Source organism: Leucobacter sp. GX24907, from assembly GCF_053567335.1.
Window position 1 is genome coordinate 327,324 of the sequence record NZ_JBSGPD010000005.1, and the last position, 15,845, is coordinate 343,168.

Sequence of the window (15,845 nt, forward strand, 5' to 3'; positions counted from 1 at the left end):
ATCGGGACCCGGCCTACCCGACAGACGCGAGTGCGAAGGGCAGCACCGCGGGAGCCCCCGCGCGGCGAAGCTCACGTGCCGCAACCGTGATGCTCCAGCGGCTATCGACGAGATCATCGACGAGCAGGAGCGGACCGCCGGGGTACTGCTGCGTGCTGCCACGGATGGCCTCCCCCAGCTCGGCTCCGACGGAGAACCGGTTCCAGACCGACGCGAGCCGAAACGCACTGTTGCCGCCCGGCCCGACGACCGGAATGGACGGGTCTGCATCGAGCGCCCCCAACAGCGGCAGGCGGCCCAGCCGCGCGATCGCCGATGCGGTGCTGGAGACGAGGGCCGGACGGGTCACCGAAGGCATTGCGACCACCCCGACCGGGCGCTGCTCCCACGACCAGTCGCGCAGCGTCGTGACGACCCCGTCCAGCAGCCGGTCATCGATCTGTCGATCCTCTGCACCCGCAGCGAATACCTCGCGGAGCGGGCCGCCCCACCCGAGATCGGTAAGCCTCGCGATTGCACGTCCCGTCTCCGGGCGCTCCTCCACAGCGATGCGACCCCGCACCGGGACTCCGCGCCGATCGGCCCCGGTCGGCCACATGCCGCGCGGCTCGATCGGCACACCGGTGCGTTGCAATCGCCCGGCGGCGCTGCCGATCGCAGATTCGGGCACCTCACTCGGATACCACGCTCCCGCGCACACGTCGCAGCGTCCGCAGGGCCCGGCGCTCGGATCGTCGAGCTCCCGCTGCAATGCCTCCATGCGGCAGGTCTCGCCCCGCTCGTACGCGAGCATCGCCCGCTGCTCGGCCTGGCGCGCTTCCGCGATGCGCGCATAGCGTTCCGCATCGTATTCCCAGGGATGCCCGGTCGCGACCCAGCCGCCACTGACTCGACGTACCGCTCCGTCGACGTCCAGCACTTTGAGCAGGAGCTCGAGCTGCGTGCGCCGGATGTCGACGCGGGCTTCGAGCGCCGGGGTCGAGAGCGGGTCGTCACCGAGTGCCGCGAGCACGCGCGAAACCCGCTCCGGATCCGGCATCGACGCAGTCGCGAAGTAGTGCCAGATCGCAGCATCCTCACGACCGGGGAGGAGCAGGACATCCGCCCGATCCGTGGCACGGCCCGCACGACCGACCTGCTGGTAGTAGGCGACCGGCGACGACGGTGCTCCCAGGTGTACGACGAACCCGAGATCCGGCTTATCGAACCCCATGCCGAGTGCGCTCGTCGCGACGAGCGCCTTGACCTCGTTCGCTTTGAGGCCGGCTTCCAGCCGCTCGCGCTCCTCCGGATCGGTCCGCCCGGTGTATGCAGCCACCTCATAACCGGTTTCGCGCAACAGCGCCGCCGTGTCTTCGGCGGCTGACACCGTGAGCGCGTAGATGATGCCGCTGCCCGGCATCTCGCCCAGGTGTGCGACGAGCCAGGCCAGTCGATCCTCCGCTGACGGCAGCGTCAAGCAGCCGAGCCGCAACGAGTCGCGCGCGAGCGAACCGCGCAGCGTCAGCACATCACTGCCGAGCTGCTCCTCGACGTCGGCGACCACGCGCACATTCGCAGTCGCGGTGGTCGCGAGCACCGGGATAGCCCGGGGGGACTCGGCCCGTCCCCGGCCATCCGGCCGATGCTCGTCGTCGAGCTCTGCGACCAACGCCGCGATGCGCCGGTAGTCGGGGCGGAAATCATGCCCCCAGTCGGAGATGCAGTGCGCTTCGTCAATGACGAGAAGGCCCAGCCGCTCAATGAGCTGCGGCAGCTGCTGCTCGCGGAAGCGCGGGTTGTTCAACCGCTCGGGTGAGACGAGGAGCACATCGATCTCATCCGCGGCCAGACGCTCGGCGATGCCCTCCCACTCATCTGCGGTCGCCGAGTTGATCGCGGCGGCGCGCACCCCGGCCCGTTCGGCCGCGGCGACCTGGTCACGCATCAGCGCCAGCAGAGGTGACACGAGCAGCGTAGGGCCGGCGCCTCGCCGACGCAGCAGCGCCGTCGCCACAAAATAGACCGCCGACTTGCCCCACCCCGTGCGCTGCACGACGAGCGCGCGTCGCCGTTCGTCGACGAGCGCGCGAATCGCCTCGAACTGGCCGTCGTGAAACACCGCTTCAGGCCGCCCGGTCAACCGCCGCAGCAATTCAAGAGCCGACTCGGCCGTGCCCGCTGCGCCTGGTGCCGGATGCTGTTCGGTGCTCATGGCCACGATCCTGCCAGAGGCCACCGACAACGCCGCAACCCCGTAAGTCCGGTGCGCACCCGACTACCCTGGAGGGGTGAGCCAGCCCAAGATCCTCCTGTACTACGTCTTCGCACCCGTCGCCGACCCCGAGGCCGTACGTCTGTGGCAGCGCGAACTGTGCGAGTCACTGGGCCTCACGGGGCGCATCATCGTGTCAAAGCATGGCATCAACGGCACGGTCGGCGGCGAGATCGACGCCTGCAAACGCTACATTCGCCGCACTCGTGGGTACGGCCCGTTCTCGAACCTCGAGGTGAAGTGGAGCGACGGCACGGGCTTCCTCGCTTCCAGACCCGAGTTGCTGAAGGGTGTGGATCGCGCAGCCCCCTGGAAGCGCATCGCCGATTTCCCGAAGCTCAGCGTGAAGGTGCGCGACGAGCTGGTCGCGTTCGGGATCCCCGAGGAGACCCGGGTCGACGAGCACGGCGTGGTCGGCGGCGGCGTCCACCTGAGCCCTGAGGCGGTCAACGCGCTCGTCGACGAACGCGGCGAGGAGGTCGTCTTCTTCGACGGACGCAACGCCTGGGAAGCTGAGATCGGCCGATTCTCCGGCGCAATCGTTCCCGACGTGCGCACCACGCACGGCTTCATCGAGCAGATCGAATCCGGCGTCTTCGACGACATCAAAGATCGACCGGTCATCACCTACTGCACGGGTGGTATCCGCTGCGAGATCCTCTCCGCCGCCATGCGAAACCGTGGCTTCTCCGAGGTCTACCAGATCGACGGCGGAATCGTCCGCTACGGCGAGGCGTACGGCAACGACGGTTTCTGGGAAGGATCACTCGCCGTGTTCGACGACCGCGAGTCCATGGACTTCGCACCCGGTGCCGCGAAGATCGGCCGCTGCGCGGCATGCGGAGTACCCGCCTCCGGACTCGCGAACTGCGCGCTACCCGAATGCCGTGATCGGTTCGTCGCCTGCGATGCCCACCGCGACGCGCACTGCCCCCGGCACGCGGAAGCGCTCACCGACTGAGCGCGGCACGATCTGCTCCGGATCCCGCACCGTCAGTTCCCTCGCACCTACGCGGCGCCGAACCCACGCGACGCCGGCAGCTACCAGATGCTGACGCGCTCCGCCGGATCAAGCCACAGGCCGTCACCGGGCGCCGTACCGTAGGTCTCGTGGAACGGGGCAAGGTTCCGCACGATCTGGTTGCAGCGGAACTCGTTGGGCGAGTGCGGATCGATCGTGAGCAGCCTGACGACCTCTGCGGGGCGCGACGTCTGCTGCCAGGCCTGCGCCCACGACAGGAAGAAGCGCTCGGCCCCCGTCAGCCCGTCGATGACGGGTGCTTCGGATCCGTCGAGTGCGCGCTGATAGGCCTTCCACGCGATCTCGAGGCCCGCAAGGTCACCGATGTTCTCGCCGATCGTGAGTTCGCCGTTCACGGTCTGCCCATCGGCCCCCCGCGGCGACAGGGCGTTGTACTGGTCGATGAGCGCACCGGTGCGCTGCTCGAACGCGGCGCGATCCTCGTCCGTCCACCAGTCGGTCAGACGACCGTCACCGTCGTAGCGCGAGCCCTGGTCATCGAAGCCATGCCCGATCTCATGCCCGATCACGGCCCCGATCGCGCCGAAGTTCGCGGCCTGATCCGCGTGCTTGTCGAAGAACGGAGGCTGCAGGATCGCCGCAGGGAACACGATCTCGTTGAACCCGGGGTTGTAGTAGGCGTTGACGGTTTGCGGCGTCATGAACCACTCGTCACGATCGATCGGTCCGCCGACCTTGCCGATCTCACGGGCGAACTCGAACTCCGAGACACGGCGCGCGTTACCCACGAGGTCGCCGGCGTCGACGGCGAGCGCCGAATAGTCGCGCCACTTCACCGGATAGCCGATCTTCGGGGTGAACCGACCCAGCTTGTCGAGCGCACGCTGCTTCGTCTCGGGGCTCATCCAATCGAGCTGCTGGATCGAGTCACGGTAGGCCTCGATGAGGTGCTCCACGAGCTCGTCCATGGCCGCCTTCGCGGTCTCATCGAAGTGACGCTCCACGTAGAGGCGACCGACGGCCTCGCCCATGGCGCCCTCGACGAACGAGACGCCGCGGCGCCACCGGTCGCGCTGCTCGGTCGCGCCGGTCAGCTCGGTGCCGTAGAAGTCGAAGTTCGCGCGGGCGATGTCTTGCGAGAGGAGGGCCGCCGATCCTCGCACGATCTGCCAGACCAGCCAAGCCTTCCAGGCCTCGAGCTGCTCGGCGTCGTCACCTGCGGCGCTGAGCAGACCGGTGATCGCGGCGATAGCGTCGGGCTGACCCACGACCACCTCGGCGAAGGCCTGCTCGGGCGCCCCGACCCGAGTGAGGTAGTCGCTCCAGTCGAAGCCGGGGGTGAGTTCCTGCAGCTGCGCGAAGGTGCGCAGGTTGTAGATCTTCTGAATGTCGCGGCAAGCGACACGATCCCAGTGGACCTCAGCGATACGGCGCTCGAGATCGTAGCTCAGCTGCGCGAGTCGGGCAGGATCTGCGCTGCCCTCTCCGAGGCCATCCTCACCCACGCCGACGAGCGTCAGCATCCGCTCGATATGGGCGCGATACTTCTCACGCAGCTCGGCGAACTGCTCTTCGCGGTAGTACGACTCATCGGGCAGACCGATGCCGCCCTGCATCACGAAGACGATGTAGCGGGTCGGGTCGCCCGGATCGTTGTCGACGCCCATGCCTGTGAAGCCGCCCAGGCCGCCGCGTTCCAACTCGGCGATGAGCGCGATCAACTCGTCACCGTTCTCGACGGCGAGCGCCCGCTCGATATCACGCGCGATCGGGGCCGCGCCGAGCGCGTCAGCACGCTCGACATCCATGAAGCTCGCGTACAGCGCCGCCACCTTCTCGGCCTCCGCCTCGGCGCCGCCCTCGATGAGGCCGGGCTCAGGCGCCTCCGTGCCGACGATGATGTCGCGCACGGCCTCCTCGGCGTTCTCCGCGAGCACCGCGAACGAGCCGTAGCGCGCCTTATCGGCAGGGATCTCGGTTCGTGCGATCCAGCGGCCGTTGACGTGCTCGAAGAGGTCGTCCTGCGGACGCACCTCCGGATCGAGCTCTGCCGTATCAATGCCTGAAGTCGGGGCTGCGTCGGTCATGCCGAACACCCTACTAGCACGCGCTCCATGCCGACGCAGTAGGCACGCTCTGTCTCCGCTTACGCATCGCGGAACATGAACTCCGGGGTGGATCGCAACAGCGGGTGCCGCGAAAGGTCCAGGGCCGGCAGAGTGACGAGGCCGTTCGGGCTGTCGACATCGACGCTCACGCTCGGTGCGCCCTGCTCGATCACCAATTCGGCGCTGGCGCCGATCCCGGCCCCGTCGATCTCAACCGTGTCGACCCCGGCCGTGTCGACCTCGGCCGCGCCGATCCCGACCGTGCCGATCCCAACCGTGTCATAGAAGGCCCGCAGTGCCGCAGGATCCTCAGCCGTCACCGTGATCGAGCGCAGATCGAGTGCGGGCTTCCGCATCTTGGCAGTGGGGTGGATCAGCTCCTCCCAACCGACGTAGAACGGTGCCGCGGCACCGAACTCGCTCTCCCCGGCGAAGGCGACACTCCACTCCATGAAGCTGCCATCGCGCCCCCGACGGTTCCACCGACGCGGACCGGCCGTCGAATAGCCGGCCTCACCCGCGGTGCGCACGAGCCCATCGAGATCACGGTGGCTGTGCGCAAAGGTCCAGACTCCCGGCTCGACATCGAGCAGAGCACCGCCGATGGTGCCCTCGAGGCCAGCGCCGTGCAGATGCTGCTCGAGATCGGGAGCCACGATCTCGACGTAGGTGACTCCACCGAGGTGCACGAGCGCGTTGCGAGTGCCCGTCCAGGGATGGCTGCCGCCGATGCGCGGTTGCACGCCCGTGCGGTCGGCGAACTCCTCGACTCCCCAGGCGAGGTCGGGGACGACCCACAGCAGGTGGTCGAACTCGAGGTGATGCAGTTCCGCGTGGCGTCTCGAGGCGCCCGGCTCGACGACTTCGCCGTCCGCCGTGGTCTCGGTGGGATCCTGCCCGAGCCCGTGCCGTGCTGCACCGGTTGCTGCGGTGCCGTTTGCCGCCGTACGATTTGCCGCCGTGTCACTCCGTGCCGTCTCGTTCGCCGCCATCGCCGCCCCTTCGCTCACACGCTCGTCTGTTCTTCGGCAGGCGCCCATTCCGGGCGCACCTCCTTCTTGACGATACGGGATCCTCACATCGATTTGGGCCCGACGACCCCGGCGAGTGGGTCGGCGCGTAGGTAATGGATGCGTCAGCGCCTAGATATGGAATCCAACGGGCTTAGCGAATGCATCCATCAGCACGTAGATATGGGATCAGCACATAGATATGCCCCAGAGCGCGATTTCGGCATATTTAGGTGCTGATCCCATATCTACGTGCTGCTCGGTGGCGGGGGGAAGCAAGAGCAAGAGCAAGAGCAAGAGCAGACGCAGAAGCAAGAGCAGGCGCAGGAGGAAGCGCGAATTGAGATCCCCAGCACCCGCGACTGTGCGAGGCCTCGACTACCGTAAGTGGCATGCCCCAGCGCGGTACTGACGACTCCGGCGAGCCCGCCGTGAAGCGCACCGTCGACCGCAGCATTGCGGCGCTCGCGGTTCCCGCACTCGGCGCGCTCGTCGCCGAACCGCTGTTCCTCATCGTCGACTCCGCGATGATCGGGCACCTCGGGGCCTCCCCGCTGGCGGGGCTCGCGATCGCGTCTGCGATCCTGCAGACCACCGTGGGACTCATGGTGTTTCTGGCCTTCGCGACGACCCCGCTCGTCGCACGGCGTCTCGGTGCTCAGGATCTGCGGGGAGCCGTGCAGGCAGGCATCGACGGTTTGTGGCTCGCGCTCGGTCTCGGGGTCGTGCTGTCCGTCGGCCTGTGGGCGGCGAGCACCCCGCTCGTCACGGCCTTCGGCGCAGAGGCCGCGGCAACCGAGCAGGCACGCACCTACCTCGCGATCTCGTGCGCCGGGCTCCCCGCGATGCTGCTCGTCTTCGCGGCGAGCGGTCTGCTGCGCGGGCTCCAAGATACGCGCACGCCACTCGCCGTCGCATCGATCGGCTTCGCCTCGAACGCACTGCTGAACTGGCTGCTCATCTACGGTTTGGAATTCGGGATCGCCGGCGCCGCAACCGGCACCGTCATCGCGCAGTGGGGCATGGTGCTCACCTATATCGTCGTGATCTCCCGCCACGCGCGGCGCGCAGGCGCCCGATTTCTGCCGCACCGCGACGGCGTCATGCGCACCGGACGCAGCGGCGGCTGGCTGTTCATCAGAACACTCGGTCTGCGCGTCGCACTGCTCGCCACAGTCGCGACGGCGGCGAGCCACGGTACCGCCGCAACCGCCGGCTACCAGGTGATCTTCACGATCTTCTCGACGGCGGCCTTCGCGCTCGATGCGCTTGCGATCGCGGCGCAGGCGCTCATCGGCCAAGCACTCGGGGCGCATGACGAGGATCGCGTGCGTCTCATCGTGCGTCGCAGTATTCGTTGGGGCATCGTGTTCGGTACCCTCGCCGGCGTGCTGCTCGTCGCCGGCAGTCCGGTCATCGGGCGTGTCTTCACGAGCGATACGACCGTGCTCTCGATCCTGCCGCTCGCCCTCGTCGTGCTCGGCGTCTCCATGCCGCTCAGCGGCTACGTGTTCGTGCTCGATGGAGTGCTGATGGGCGCGGGCGACGCCCGGTATCTCGCCTGGAGCGGGCTCGTGAATCTTGCCGTATACCTACCCGTGCTGTGGCTGATCGTCCACGCATTCACCGAGCGCTCGGCGGCACTCGTCGCGCTCACCGCGGGCTTCTCCCTCGTGTACATGGCGGCCCGCGCGACGACACTCGGGGTGCGTACTGCGCGTGAACGCTGGATCGTGCTCGGCGGCTGAGATAGTCTGACCGCAACTATGGAGACGATCGACGAATACGTCCGCAGAATCCTCCCCTCGTTGCGCCCCGAGGAAGCGGATACCCCACCTGAGCGCGGGCTCGAGGGCGCCCTGTCCGACCTGTTCGCGGCGCAGTGCCAAAGCCGGCATCTCGACCTCGCTGCGCGTGCGCTCCAGAAGGAGCAACGCGGCTTCTACACGATCGGCTCGTCAGGCCACGAAAGCAATGCGGCAATCGGACTTCTGTCGCAGGTGACCGATCCTGCACTGCTGCACTACCGTTCGGGCGGCTTTTTCGCGGCCCGCGCACTACGAGCCCACCACAGGGATGCGATCCTCGACACCCTGCGCAGCCTCACCTGCTCGGCCGATGACCCCATCTCGGGTGGGCGGCACAAGGTCTTCGGCAGCGCGGGGTTGCGCATCATTCCGCAGACCTCGACGATCGCCTCCCATCTGCCCCGTGCCGTCGGCCTCGCCTACGCGATCGATGCGGCACGGCGGCTCGATGTGCCGAACGAGTGGGAAGACGGGTCCATCGCCCTGTGCAGCTTCGGCGACGCCTCCGCGAACCACTCGACTGCGCTCGGGGCACTGAACTCAGCCGCCTACCTGGCCCACTGCGGCATCGCCTGCCCGGTGCTGTTCGTGTGCGAAGACAACCGCATCGGCATCAGCACTCGGTCGCCCGGGGGCTGGCCTGCGGCTCCGCTCTCCGCTCTGCCCGGCGTCGACTACTGGCAGGCCGACGGCGATCGTCCGGAGCAGCTGCTCGAGACCGTGGAGACCGCGATCGATCGGGTCCGTGCGACGCGACGACCAGGAGTGCTCCATCTGCGCACCGTTCGCCTCATGGGCCACGCCGGATCCGACGCCGAGATCGCATACCGCGAACGACGCGACATTCTCGCCGACTACGAGCGGGATCCGCTCGTCGCCACCGCCCGCTCCCTTGTCGCACGCGGTGCGCTGACCGGGCAGGAGGCGCTCGCGCGGTACGAGGCGATGGGCGAAGACGTGGCCGACGCGATCGCGCAGCTGCGGCACGGCGACGCGCTCGCCACCGCCGAAGAGGTCGTCGCACCGATCGCGTTCCCGAAGAACGTGCCGTCGATCGAGCGCACCGCGGACCCCGAGGCAGATGGGCGGGACTCGAAGGCGGCCACCCCGCTCACTCTCGCCGACAGCATCAACCGCGCCCTGACCGAGCTCATGGCTGATCACCCCGAAGCGCTCGTGTTCGGCGAAGACGTCGCGCGCAAGGGCGGGGTCTACGGTGTGACCCGCGGGCTGCAGAAGCGCTACGGTGCCCGCCGCGTCTTCGATACCGTGCTCGACGAGCAAACCGTCTTCGGCACCGCTCTCGGCACTGCGCTTGCCGGCTTCGTGCCGATCCCCGAGATCCAATACCTCGCCTACCTGCACAACGCCGAAGACCAGCTGCGCGGTGAAGCGGCCTCTCTGCCGTTCTTCTCGAACGGGCAGTACGCCAACGGCATGGTGGTGCGCATCGCCGGTCTCGCGTACCAGAAGGGCTTCGGCGGGCACTTCCACAACGACAACTCCATCGCGGTGCTCCGCGACATTCCGGGACTCGTCATCGGCATCCCCGCGCACCCGGGAATCGCCCCGCGCATGCTGCGGTCGATGTTCGCGCTCGCGAAACGCGAGCGCCGCGTCTGCGTGATGCTCGAGCCGATCGCCCGTTACCACACGAAGGACCTCCTGGCCCCGGGCGACGGCCTGTGGACCGCGCCGTTCCAGCCCCCGGGCGAAGAGCCCGAAACGCTCGAATTCGATGAGATCGGCATCCACGGCTCCGGTGACTCCGCCCTCATCGTGACGTACGGCAACGGCGTCTACATGTCGCTTCAGGCCGTGGCCGAGCTGGGTGAGCACGGCATCAACGCGACGGTGCTCGATCTGCGCTGGATCGCCCCCCTGCCCGTCGAGGCCATGCTCGAACAGGCCAGACGGTTCTCGACCGTGGTTGTGGTCGATGAGACTCGCCGAAGCGGCGGCGTCGGCGAGGGGATCGTCTCGGCGCTCGTCGAGCACGGGTATGAGGGACGCATCGCCCGCGTGTCGAGCGAAGACAGCTTCATCCCGCTGGGTCCGGCCTCTTCCGCAGTACTGGTCTCGCCCGCTGACATCGTTCGCACGGTCGTCGCGAGCGTCGCATGACAACTCGGTTCGATCGAAAGGCCGTTCGGCACTGGGCCACCGCGACCCTCATCGTCTTCACGATGATCGGCTTCGGCTTCGGCACGTGGTTGAGCCGCCTGCCCGCGGTGCGCGACGAGCTGGGCGCCACCACCCAGGAGATGAGCTACCTCGTACTCACGCTCGCGGTCGGTACGTTGGCCGGTCTGCTCCTGTCGGGGCGGCTGGTGGGGCGCATCGGCCCACGGCGGTCGATCGCGGCCGGCGTCGCCGTGCAGTTCGTGGCGCTGCCGGGGGCGGTCGCCCTGATCTTGACCGCACCGATCTACGCGGGTATCGCCGCGCTCTTCCTCTACGGCCTGTCGTTCGCCGTCTCCGAGGTGGCCGTGAACGTCAACGGCGCCGGTGCCGAGCGGGCCATCGGCAAGGCCCGCATGCCGCTCTTTCACGCGGGATTCAGCCTCGGAACCGTCAGCGCCATGGGCATCGGCGCGCTTGCCGAAACGTTCAAGATTCCGCTCCAACTGCACTTTCTCGGGTCGTTCCTCATCATCGCGGTCGCGACCTTCGCCGTGCTGCGCTTCATGCCCCACCACCCGCAGCAGAGTGCGGATCAGGCGCGGGCCATCGCGGCCGGTGAGGCTGATGCTGCCGCAGAAACTGCCACCGATACTGCAGAGCTATCGAATCTCGACAGTTCCGCAAGCGAGGGCCCAGTAGTCGACGGCTCTGCCGGTGGAGGTTCAGCTGGCAACAGTTCCGCGGAAGTCGATGCCGCTGGTAGCGATTCGGCTGGTGACGATTCGGCTGCGGAAGATGCGGTCGATGACGACGCAGATGATTCCGGATCCTTCGACGCCGAACCGCTCACCCTGACGGGTTCGATCCCGATCATCGACTCCGCCGCCGGCCAGCAGCCGGCGTTCTCGACGATGACGGGCACGATCCCGATCATCACCCCGGAGCACTTCGAGCACGCGGATGCCTCGGCTGATGGAGCCGATGGCAGTGATGGCGGATCCGCCCCGCCCACGAAGCACGGCAGCGCCTGGCGCGACCCGCGCGTCGTGCTCATCGCCCTCATCGCCCTGTCCGTGACGTTCATCGACGGCACCGCCGCCGACTGGCTTCCGCTCGCCCTCGTCGACGAGCGCGGCATCTCCAACGAAGCCGGCGCGACCCTGCTCGGCGTCTTCTTCGCTTCGGTGCTGCTCGCCAGGGTGCTCGGGTCCGCGCTCATCGACCGCGTCGGACGAGTCGCTGTCGTTCAGGGAAGCGCGGTCGTCTGCTCGCTCGGCGTGATCTCGGTGATCCTCGTGCCCTCGTGGGCCGGCATGGTGCTCGGGTCGATCGCCTGGGGGCTGGGCACGGCACTCGCATGGCCCATCGCGATCTCTGCCGCCGCCGACCGCCCTGAGACCGCCGCCCGCGACGTGGCCGCCGTCTCGGCGCTCGGCTACGGGGCGATGATGGTGGGGCCGATCCTCATCGGATTCCTGGGCGAGCGCCTCGGCCTGCTCACCGCCTTCTGGGCACTGATCTTCTTCGCGGCGCTCAACGCCGTGCTCGCGCCCGCCGCACGCGAACCCTGGAGGCCGAAGCGGAGCCGGCGAGGGCACTGAAGCCCGGCCTGCTCACGACCGCTTGCCCGTGCCCGACCGCGACAGCATACCCGCGCCTGTCAGCTCGCGTCCGACCGACCACGACCAACTTTGGATGACTTTGCTGCTCTATTCCGCGGAATACTGCACCAAAGTCATCCAAAGTCCGGGTCGGGCCGGAAATGTCGTCGAGTGCCCCGCGTCCGCCAGGCCAGGGGACGCAGCACGTGCGCTCCGAGTAGACTGTTCCGGTGCGAATCGTTGTTGCAGACTGCTCAGTTGACTACGCTGGCCGACTCTCAGCCCATCTGCCGCGCGCGACGCGCGTGCTCATGCTGAAGAACGACGGCAGCATCCTCGTGCACTCCGACGGCGGGTCGTACAAGCCGCTCAACTGGATGAGCCCGCCCTGCTCGCTGCGCGAGGTCGACCCCGACGACGAGCAGCAGGCCGCCGGCATCACGGAGGTCTGGGAGGTCACGCACTCCAAGACCGCAGACCGGCTCGTCGTGTCGCTGTATGACGTCGTACATGACACCTCCCACGACCTCGGCATCGACCCAGGCCTCATCAAGGACGGCGTCGAGGCCCACCTGCAGGAGCTCCTCGCGGAGCAGATCGAGCTCGCCGGCGAGGGCTACTCACTCGTGCGCCGGGAATACATGACGGCGATCGGGCCGGTCGACATCCTCGCGCGCGACTCCTCGGGGTCGTCGGTCGCGATCGAGATCAAGCGTCGTGGCGGCGTCGACGGCGTCGAGCAGCTCACCCGCTACCTCGAACTCATGAACCGTGACCCGCTGCTCGCCCCAGTGCAGGGAGTGTTCGCAGCCCAGGAGATCAAGCCGCAGGCACGTACGCTCGCCGAGGATCGGGGCATCCGCTGCCTCGTGCTCGACTACGACGCGATGCGCGGCATGGAAGACGCGAACACGCTGTTCTAGAACTCACCGTTCTGCAATCGTCCAAGCGGCCCTTCTCAGAAGCGGCCCGGTGCATCAGACTGACGGTATGACGAAGCACGACTGGTACTCCCGCCCGGAGGCCCGCGAGTGGACGACCTCGAAGCTCGGATCGCTCGCCGCCTTCCACGAATCCCTGCCCGGCTATGCGCCGACGCGGCTCGTCGACGTCCCCGAACTGGCCGAAGAACTCGAAGTCGGTCGCGTACTGGTGAAAGAGGAATCGTCGCGACTCGGGTTGCCCGCCTTCAAGATTCTCGGGGCGGCGTACGCGGTCGCTCGCGCGGTCGCCGAACGGCTCGGGATCGCAGACCAGGCCCCGCGGCTCGAGCACGTGCGCAGCGCGCTCGATGAGGCCCGCGCCTCAGTTGCAGACGGTTCCGCCCCGGTCAGGTTGTATGCGGCGACCGACGGGAACCATGGCCGCGCTGTCGCACACATGGCGCGGCTGCTGGGCCTTCCCGCACGCATTTACGTCCCTGCCGGGGTGACGGCTGCGGCGCAACAGGCGATCGCCGACGAGGGCGCCGAGATCTCAGAGCTCGACCTCGACTACGACGATGTCGTCACCTCCGCCGCCTCCGGCGCGGAGGCGGACCCGGTCGGGCTGCAGATCCAAGACACTTCGTGGCCGGGTTACGAAGAAGTGCCGCAGTGGATCGTGGACGGCTACTCGACCCTGTTCGAGGAGGCCGACCGGCAACTCACCGAATTCGGTGAGGATCACTTCGACCTTGTCGTGGTGCCCCTGGGCGTGGGATCCATCGGCCAATCCGCCGTCCGTCACTACCGCTCGGCACACGACGCGACGGGCCGCGCCCACCGCCCGAGCGTGCTGAGCGTGGAACCCGTCGCCGCCCCGGCAGTCATCGCGTCGCTGCGCGCGGGCCGCGCGGTGACCGCGGGTTCCGGGCGCACCATCATGAACGGCCTGAACTGCGGCACGCCCTCCGGGCTTGCCTGGCCGATTCTGCATGCCGGACTCGATGCGGCGGTGACCGTTACCGATGCCGAGGCGGCCCAGGCCGTGCACGACCTCGAAGACTTCGGCGTCGACTCGGGTCCGTGCGGGGCGGCGACTCTGGCGGGTCTGCGCCGGGCACTCCTCGACGGTCACCGCGCAGACCTCGGCCTCACAAACGATTCGACAGTCCTGCTGCTCTCGACCGAGGGCCGGCAGGCCAACCCGCTCCCGCCGGAATATGCGAGGTCATGACGCGGTGTCACGCGCCCGGCGCCGCTCTAGCAGCGCCATCCCGATGCCGAGCGCCCAGACCGGGATCTGTACGGCGAATGCCCAACGGAAGGCGTCCAGCGAGTAGGTCTCGGGTGATCCCGCCCCCTGCGCATCGAGAATAACCCCGATGCCCAAGATCACGATGAGCGCAGCGGTGGAACCACCGGTATTTGCGATCCCTGTCCCGAGGCCCGCCGCGCGCAACGGCGTGTATTCTCGGGAAACTTCGAAGGCGATCATCGAGGCTGGGTACCCCAGCGGGATCGCGATCATCAGCGCAATAACGAGCCACGTAGGTGGAATTCCGGGCCACAGCATGACAGCGACCCAGAGCAGAGCGATGAGCAGCACGACGCCCACGAATATCTCAATGCGCCGGTCGCTGAAGCGCGAGATGAACGGCCCCGCCATGAGCCCGGAGGTCATCGACGAGACGACGACGAGGCTGAGCATCGCGCTTGCCTGCGGGGTACTGAGCCCGATGCCGCCGGTGAGGAACGGGGTTCCCCACAGCAGAATGAAGGCGTTGGGTGCGAACTGCGACGTGAAGTGCACCCAGTAGGCGAGCCGCACTCCGGGCATACGGAGCAATTGTACGAGCTGCGCTCGGAACGCGGGTGCAGGATCCGCCGGCGTCGCAGGTTCCCCGGAGCGTTGCCCCGCGTCCGAGCCTTGACTGCCATGACCGTTGCGCCGACCGGCGAAGAGAGACTCGAGGAAGGTGCGCGCTCCCGGGGCATCTCGCACCACGATGAACGTGAGAATGCCCGCAAGCAGGGTCACCGCGCAGACACCGATGAAGCCGTTCACCCAGCCGAAGGTGCCGACGACGAATGCCAGCGGCGCGACCGAAACCAACTGACCGGCCTGGCCGATCAGCCCGACGAGCTGACTCATCGTTGGCAGTCTGCGTACCGGGAACCACTCGGGCAGCAAGCGCATCACACTGATGAAGACGCACGCGTCACCGGCTCCGACGAGAATTCGGGCGAGGATCGCGAAACGCACATCGGCCACCGTGGCCATGACGATCTGCCCGCCGACCATGAGCACCGATCCGCTCACGATCAATCGGCTCGCGCCGAACCGGTCGAGCAGCGTTCCGACGGGGATCTGCGCTCCTGCGTACACCGCGAGCTGAATCAGCGCGAACATCGACAGCGTCGTCGCGTCGATACCGAAGTGCTGCTGCGCGGTGGGGCCGAGAGCGGCCAGGGAGCCGCGGTTGAAGACGGCGACCGCGTATGCGAGAACGGCGACGCCCCACACGAGCCACGGCAGGAAGGGCTTCACCTCTCGAGGACGCTGCACCCGGAGAACCGCCTTCCCTCGACGAACTGACCTACCGAACCAACTTACCGTGTGGTTCGACCTGCTCAGCTGTCGCAGATGTGGCTCACACCACGATCATCAACACACTCTCTGACACCCGAAACCCCCGAACACAACAACCCCCCAAACACAAGAACCCCCACCACCCCCACACCACCGACCCCGCTAGAACAGGAAAAACATCACCGACCCGCTCGACTGCCAAGAAACCGCGAGTGCTCATATCAATGGAGAAGGCCCGGACTATCCACCCCACAAGGAATGAACGACCCGGGCCCACCACCGCGATGAACGCGATGAACGCGATGAACGCGACCTACCAGTGGTTAGTTACGTTTCAGATGCAAATTCAAACGCCACTCCAGAATCCTGACCAGACCCAGGAACACCAACGTGATCGACCCGTACAACACCGCAGTCAACGAGAACACACTCAAATACTTAAACG

10 protein-coding genes are annotated in these 15,845 nt (G+C 67.5%); 6 read left to right on the forward strand and 4 right to left on the reverse strand.

Features of this window, described 5'->3' with window-relative positions:
- Nucleotides 1-13: 13 nt before the first annotated feature.
- Nucleotides 14-2,194, reverse strand: a complete 2,181-nt coding sequence (locus ACUYV6_RS09995) for a RecQ family ATP-dependent DNA helicase (RefSeq protein ID WP_449278513.1) — start codon at nt 2,192-2,194, stop codon at nt 14-16.
- Nucleotides 2,195-2,270: 76 nt separating this feature from the next.
- On the opposite strand from ACUYV6_RS09995, the gene ACUYV6_RS10000 reads away from it, so the two are divergent.
- The gene (locus ACUYV6_RS10000; RefSeq protein WP_449278514.1) at nt 2,271-3,215 is read left to right on the forward strand and encodes a tRNA uridine(34) hydroxylase; all 945 of its coding nucleotides are present in this window, start codon (nt 2,271-2,273) and stop codon (nt 3,213-3,215) included.
- A gap of 80 nt (nt 3,216-3,295) precedes the next feature.
- Here the strand turns inward: ACUYV6_RS10000 and ACUYV6_RS10005 are convergent, their stop codons facing one another.
- Complete coding sequence (locus tag ACUYV6_RS10005) at nt 3,296-5,323, reverse strand: M13 family metallopeptidase (RefSeq protein WP_449278515.1); 2,028 nt, start codon at nt 5,321-5,323, stop codon at nt 3,296-3,298.
- Nucleotides 5,324-5,382: 59 nt separating this feature from the next.
- Nucleotides 5,383-6,336 carry a VOC family protein gene (locus ACUYV6_RS10010; RefSeq protein WP_449278516.1) on the reverse strand — a complete coding sequence of 318 codons (954 nt, stop codon included), beginning with the start codon at nt 6,334-6,336 and terminating at the stop codon, nt 5,383-5,385.
- A 410-nt stretch (nt 6,337-6,746) separates the two neighbouring features.
- Here ACUYV6_RS10010 and ACUYV6_RS10015 point away from each other — a divergent pair, with 410 nt between their 5' ends.
- From ACUYV6_RS10015 to ACUYV6_RS10035, 5 genes are all read left to right on the forward strand, one after another.
- The gene (locus ACUYV6_RS10015; RefSeq protein ID WP_449278517.1) at nt 6,747-8,102 is read left to right on the forward strand and encodes an MATE family efflux transporter; all 1,356 of its coding nucleotides are present in this window, start codon (nt 6,747-6,749) and stop codon (nt 8,100-8,102) included.
- Between the two features lie 18 nt (nt 8,103-8,120).
- Nucleotides 8,121-10,286: a thiamine pyrophosphate-dependent enzyme gene (locus tag ACUYV6_RS10020; protein WP_449278518.1), complete on the forward strand. Its 2,166-nt coding sequence runs from the start codon at nt 8,121-8,123 to the stop codon at nt 10,284-10,286.
- Nucleotides 10,283-11,887 (forward strand): MFS transporter, encoded by a 1,605-nt coding sequence (locus ACUYV6_RS10025; RefSeq protein WP_449278519.1) that lies wholly within the window; start codon nt 10,283-10,285, stop codon nt 11,885-11,887. Before ACUYV6_RS10020 ends, ACUYV6_RS10025 begins: the two co-directional genes overlap by 4 nt.
- A 230-nt stretch (nt 11,888-12,117) precedes the next feature.
- A complete protein-coding gene (gene nucS / locus ACUYV6_RS10030; protein ID WP_449278520.1) occupies nt 12,118-12,810 on the forward strand; it encodes an endonuclease NucS in 693 nt (230 codons plus the stop codon).
- Between the two features lie 67 nt (nt 12,811-12,877).
- Entirely contained in the window at nt 12,878-14,044 is a 1,167-nt protein-coding gene (locus ACUYV6_RS10035; protein ID WP_449278521.1) for a diaminopropionate ammonia-lyase, read from the forward strand.
- Here ACUYV6_RS10035 and ACUYV6_RS10040 read toward each other — a convergent pair.
- Nucleotides 14,039-15,376 (reverse strand): MFS transporter, encoded by a 1,338-nt coding sequence (locus ACUYV6_RS10040; RefSeq protein WP_449278522.1) that lies wholly within the window; start codon nt 15,374-15,376, stop codon nt 14,039-14,041. The two genes, ACUYV6_RS10035 and ACUYV6_RS10040, sit on opposite strands and share 6 nt — an antisense overlap.
- Between the last annotated feature and the right edge of the window lie 469 nt (nt 15,377-15,845).

Coding starts and splice junctions, on each gene's coding strand:
- ACUYV6_RS10035 (WP_449278521.1), top strand. CDS start 12,878: ATGACGAAGCACGACTGGTACTCCCGCCCGGAGGCCCGCGAGTGGACG.
- ACUYV6_RS10005 (WP_449278515.1), bottom strand. CDS start 5,323: ATGACCGACGCAGCCCCGACTTCAGGCATTGATACGGCAGAGCTCGAT.
- ACUYV6_RS09995 (WP_449278513.1), bottom strand. CDS start 2,194: ATGAGCACCGAACAGCATCCGGCACCAGGCGCAGCGGGCACGGCCGAG.
- ACUYV6_RS10010 (WP_449278516.1), bottom strand. CDS start 6,336: ATGGCGGCGAACGAGACGGCACGGAGTGACACGGCGGCAAATCGTACG.
- ACUYV6_RS10025 (WP_449278519.1), top strand. CDS start 10,283: ATGACAACTCGGTTCGATCGAAAGGCCGTTCGGCACTGGGCCACCGCG.
- ACUYV6_RS10020 (WP_449278518.1), top strand. CDS start 8,121: ATGGAGACGATCGACGAATACGTCCGCAGAATCCTCCCCTCGTTGCGC.
- ACUYV6_RS10015 (WP_449278517.1), top strand. CDS start 6,747: ATGCCCCAGCGCGGTACTGACGACTCCGGCGAGCCCGCCGTGAAGCGC.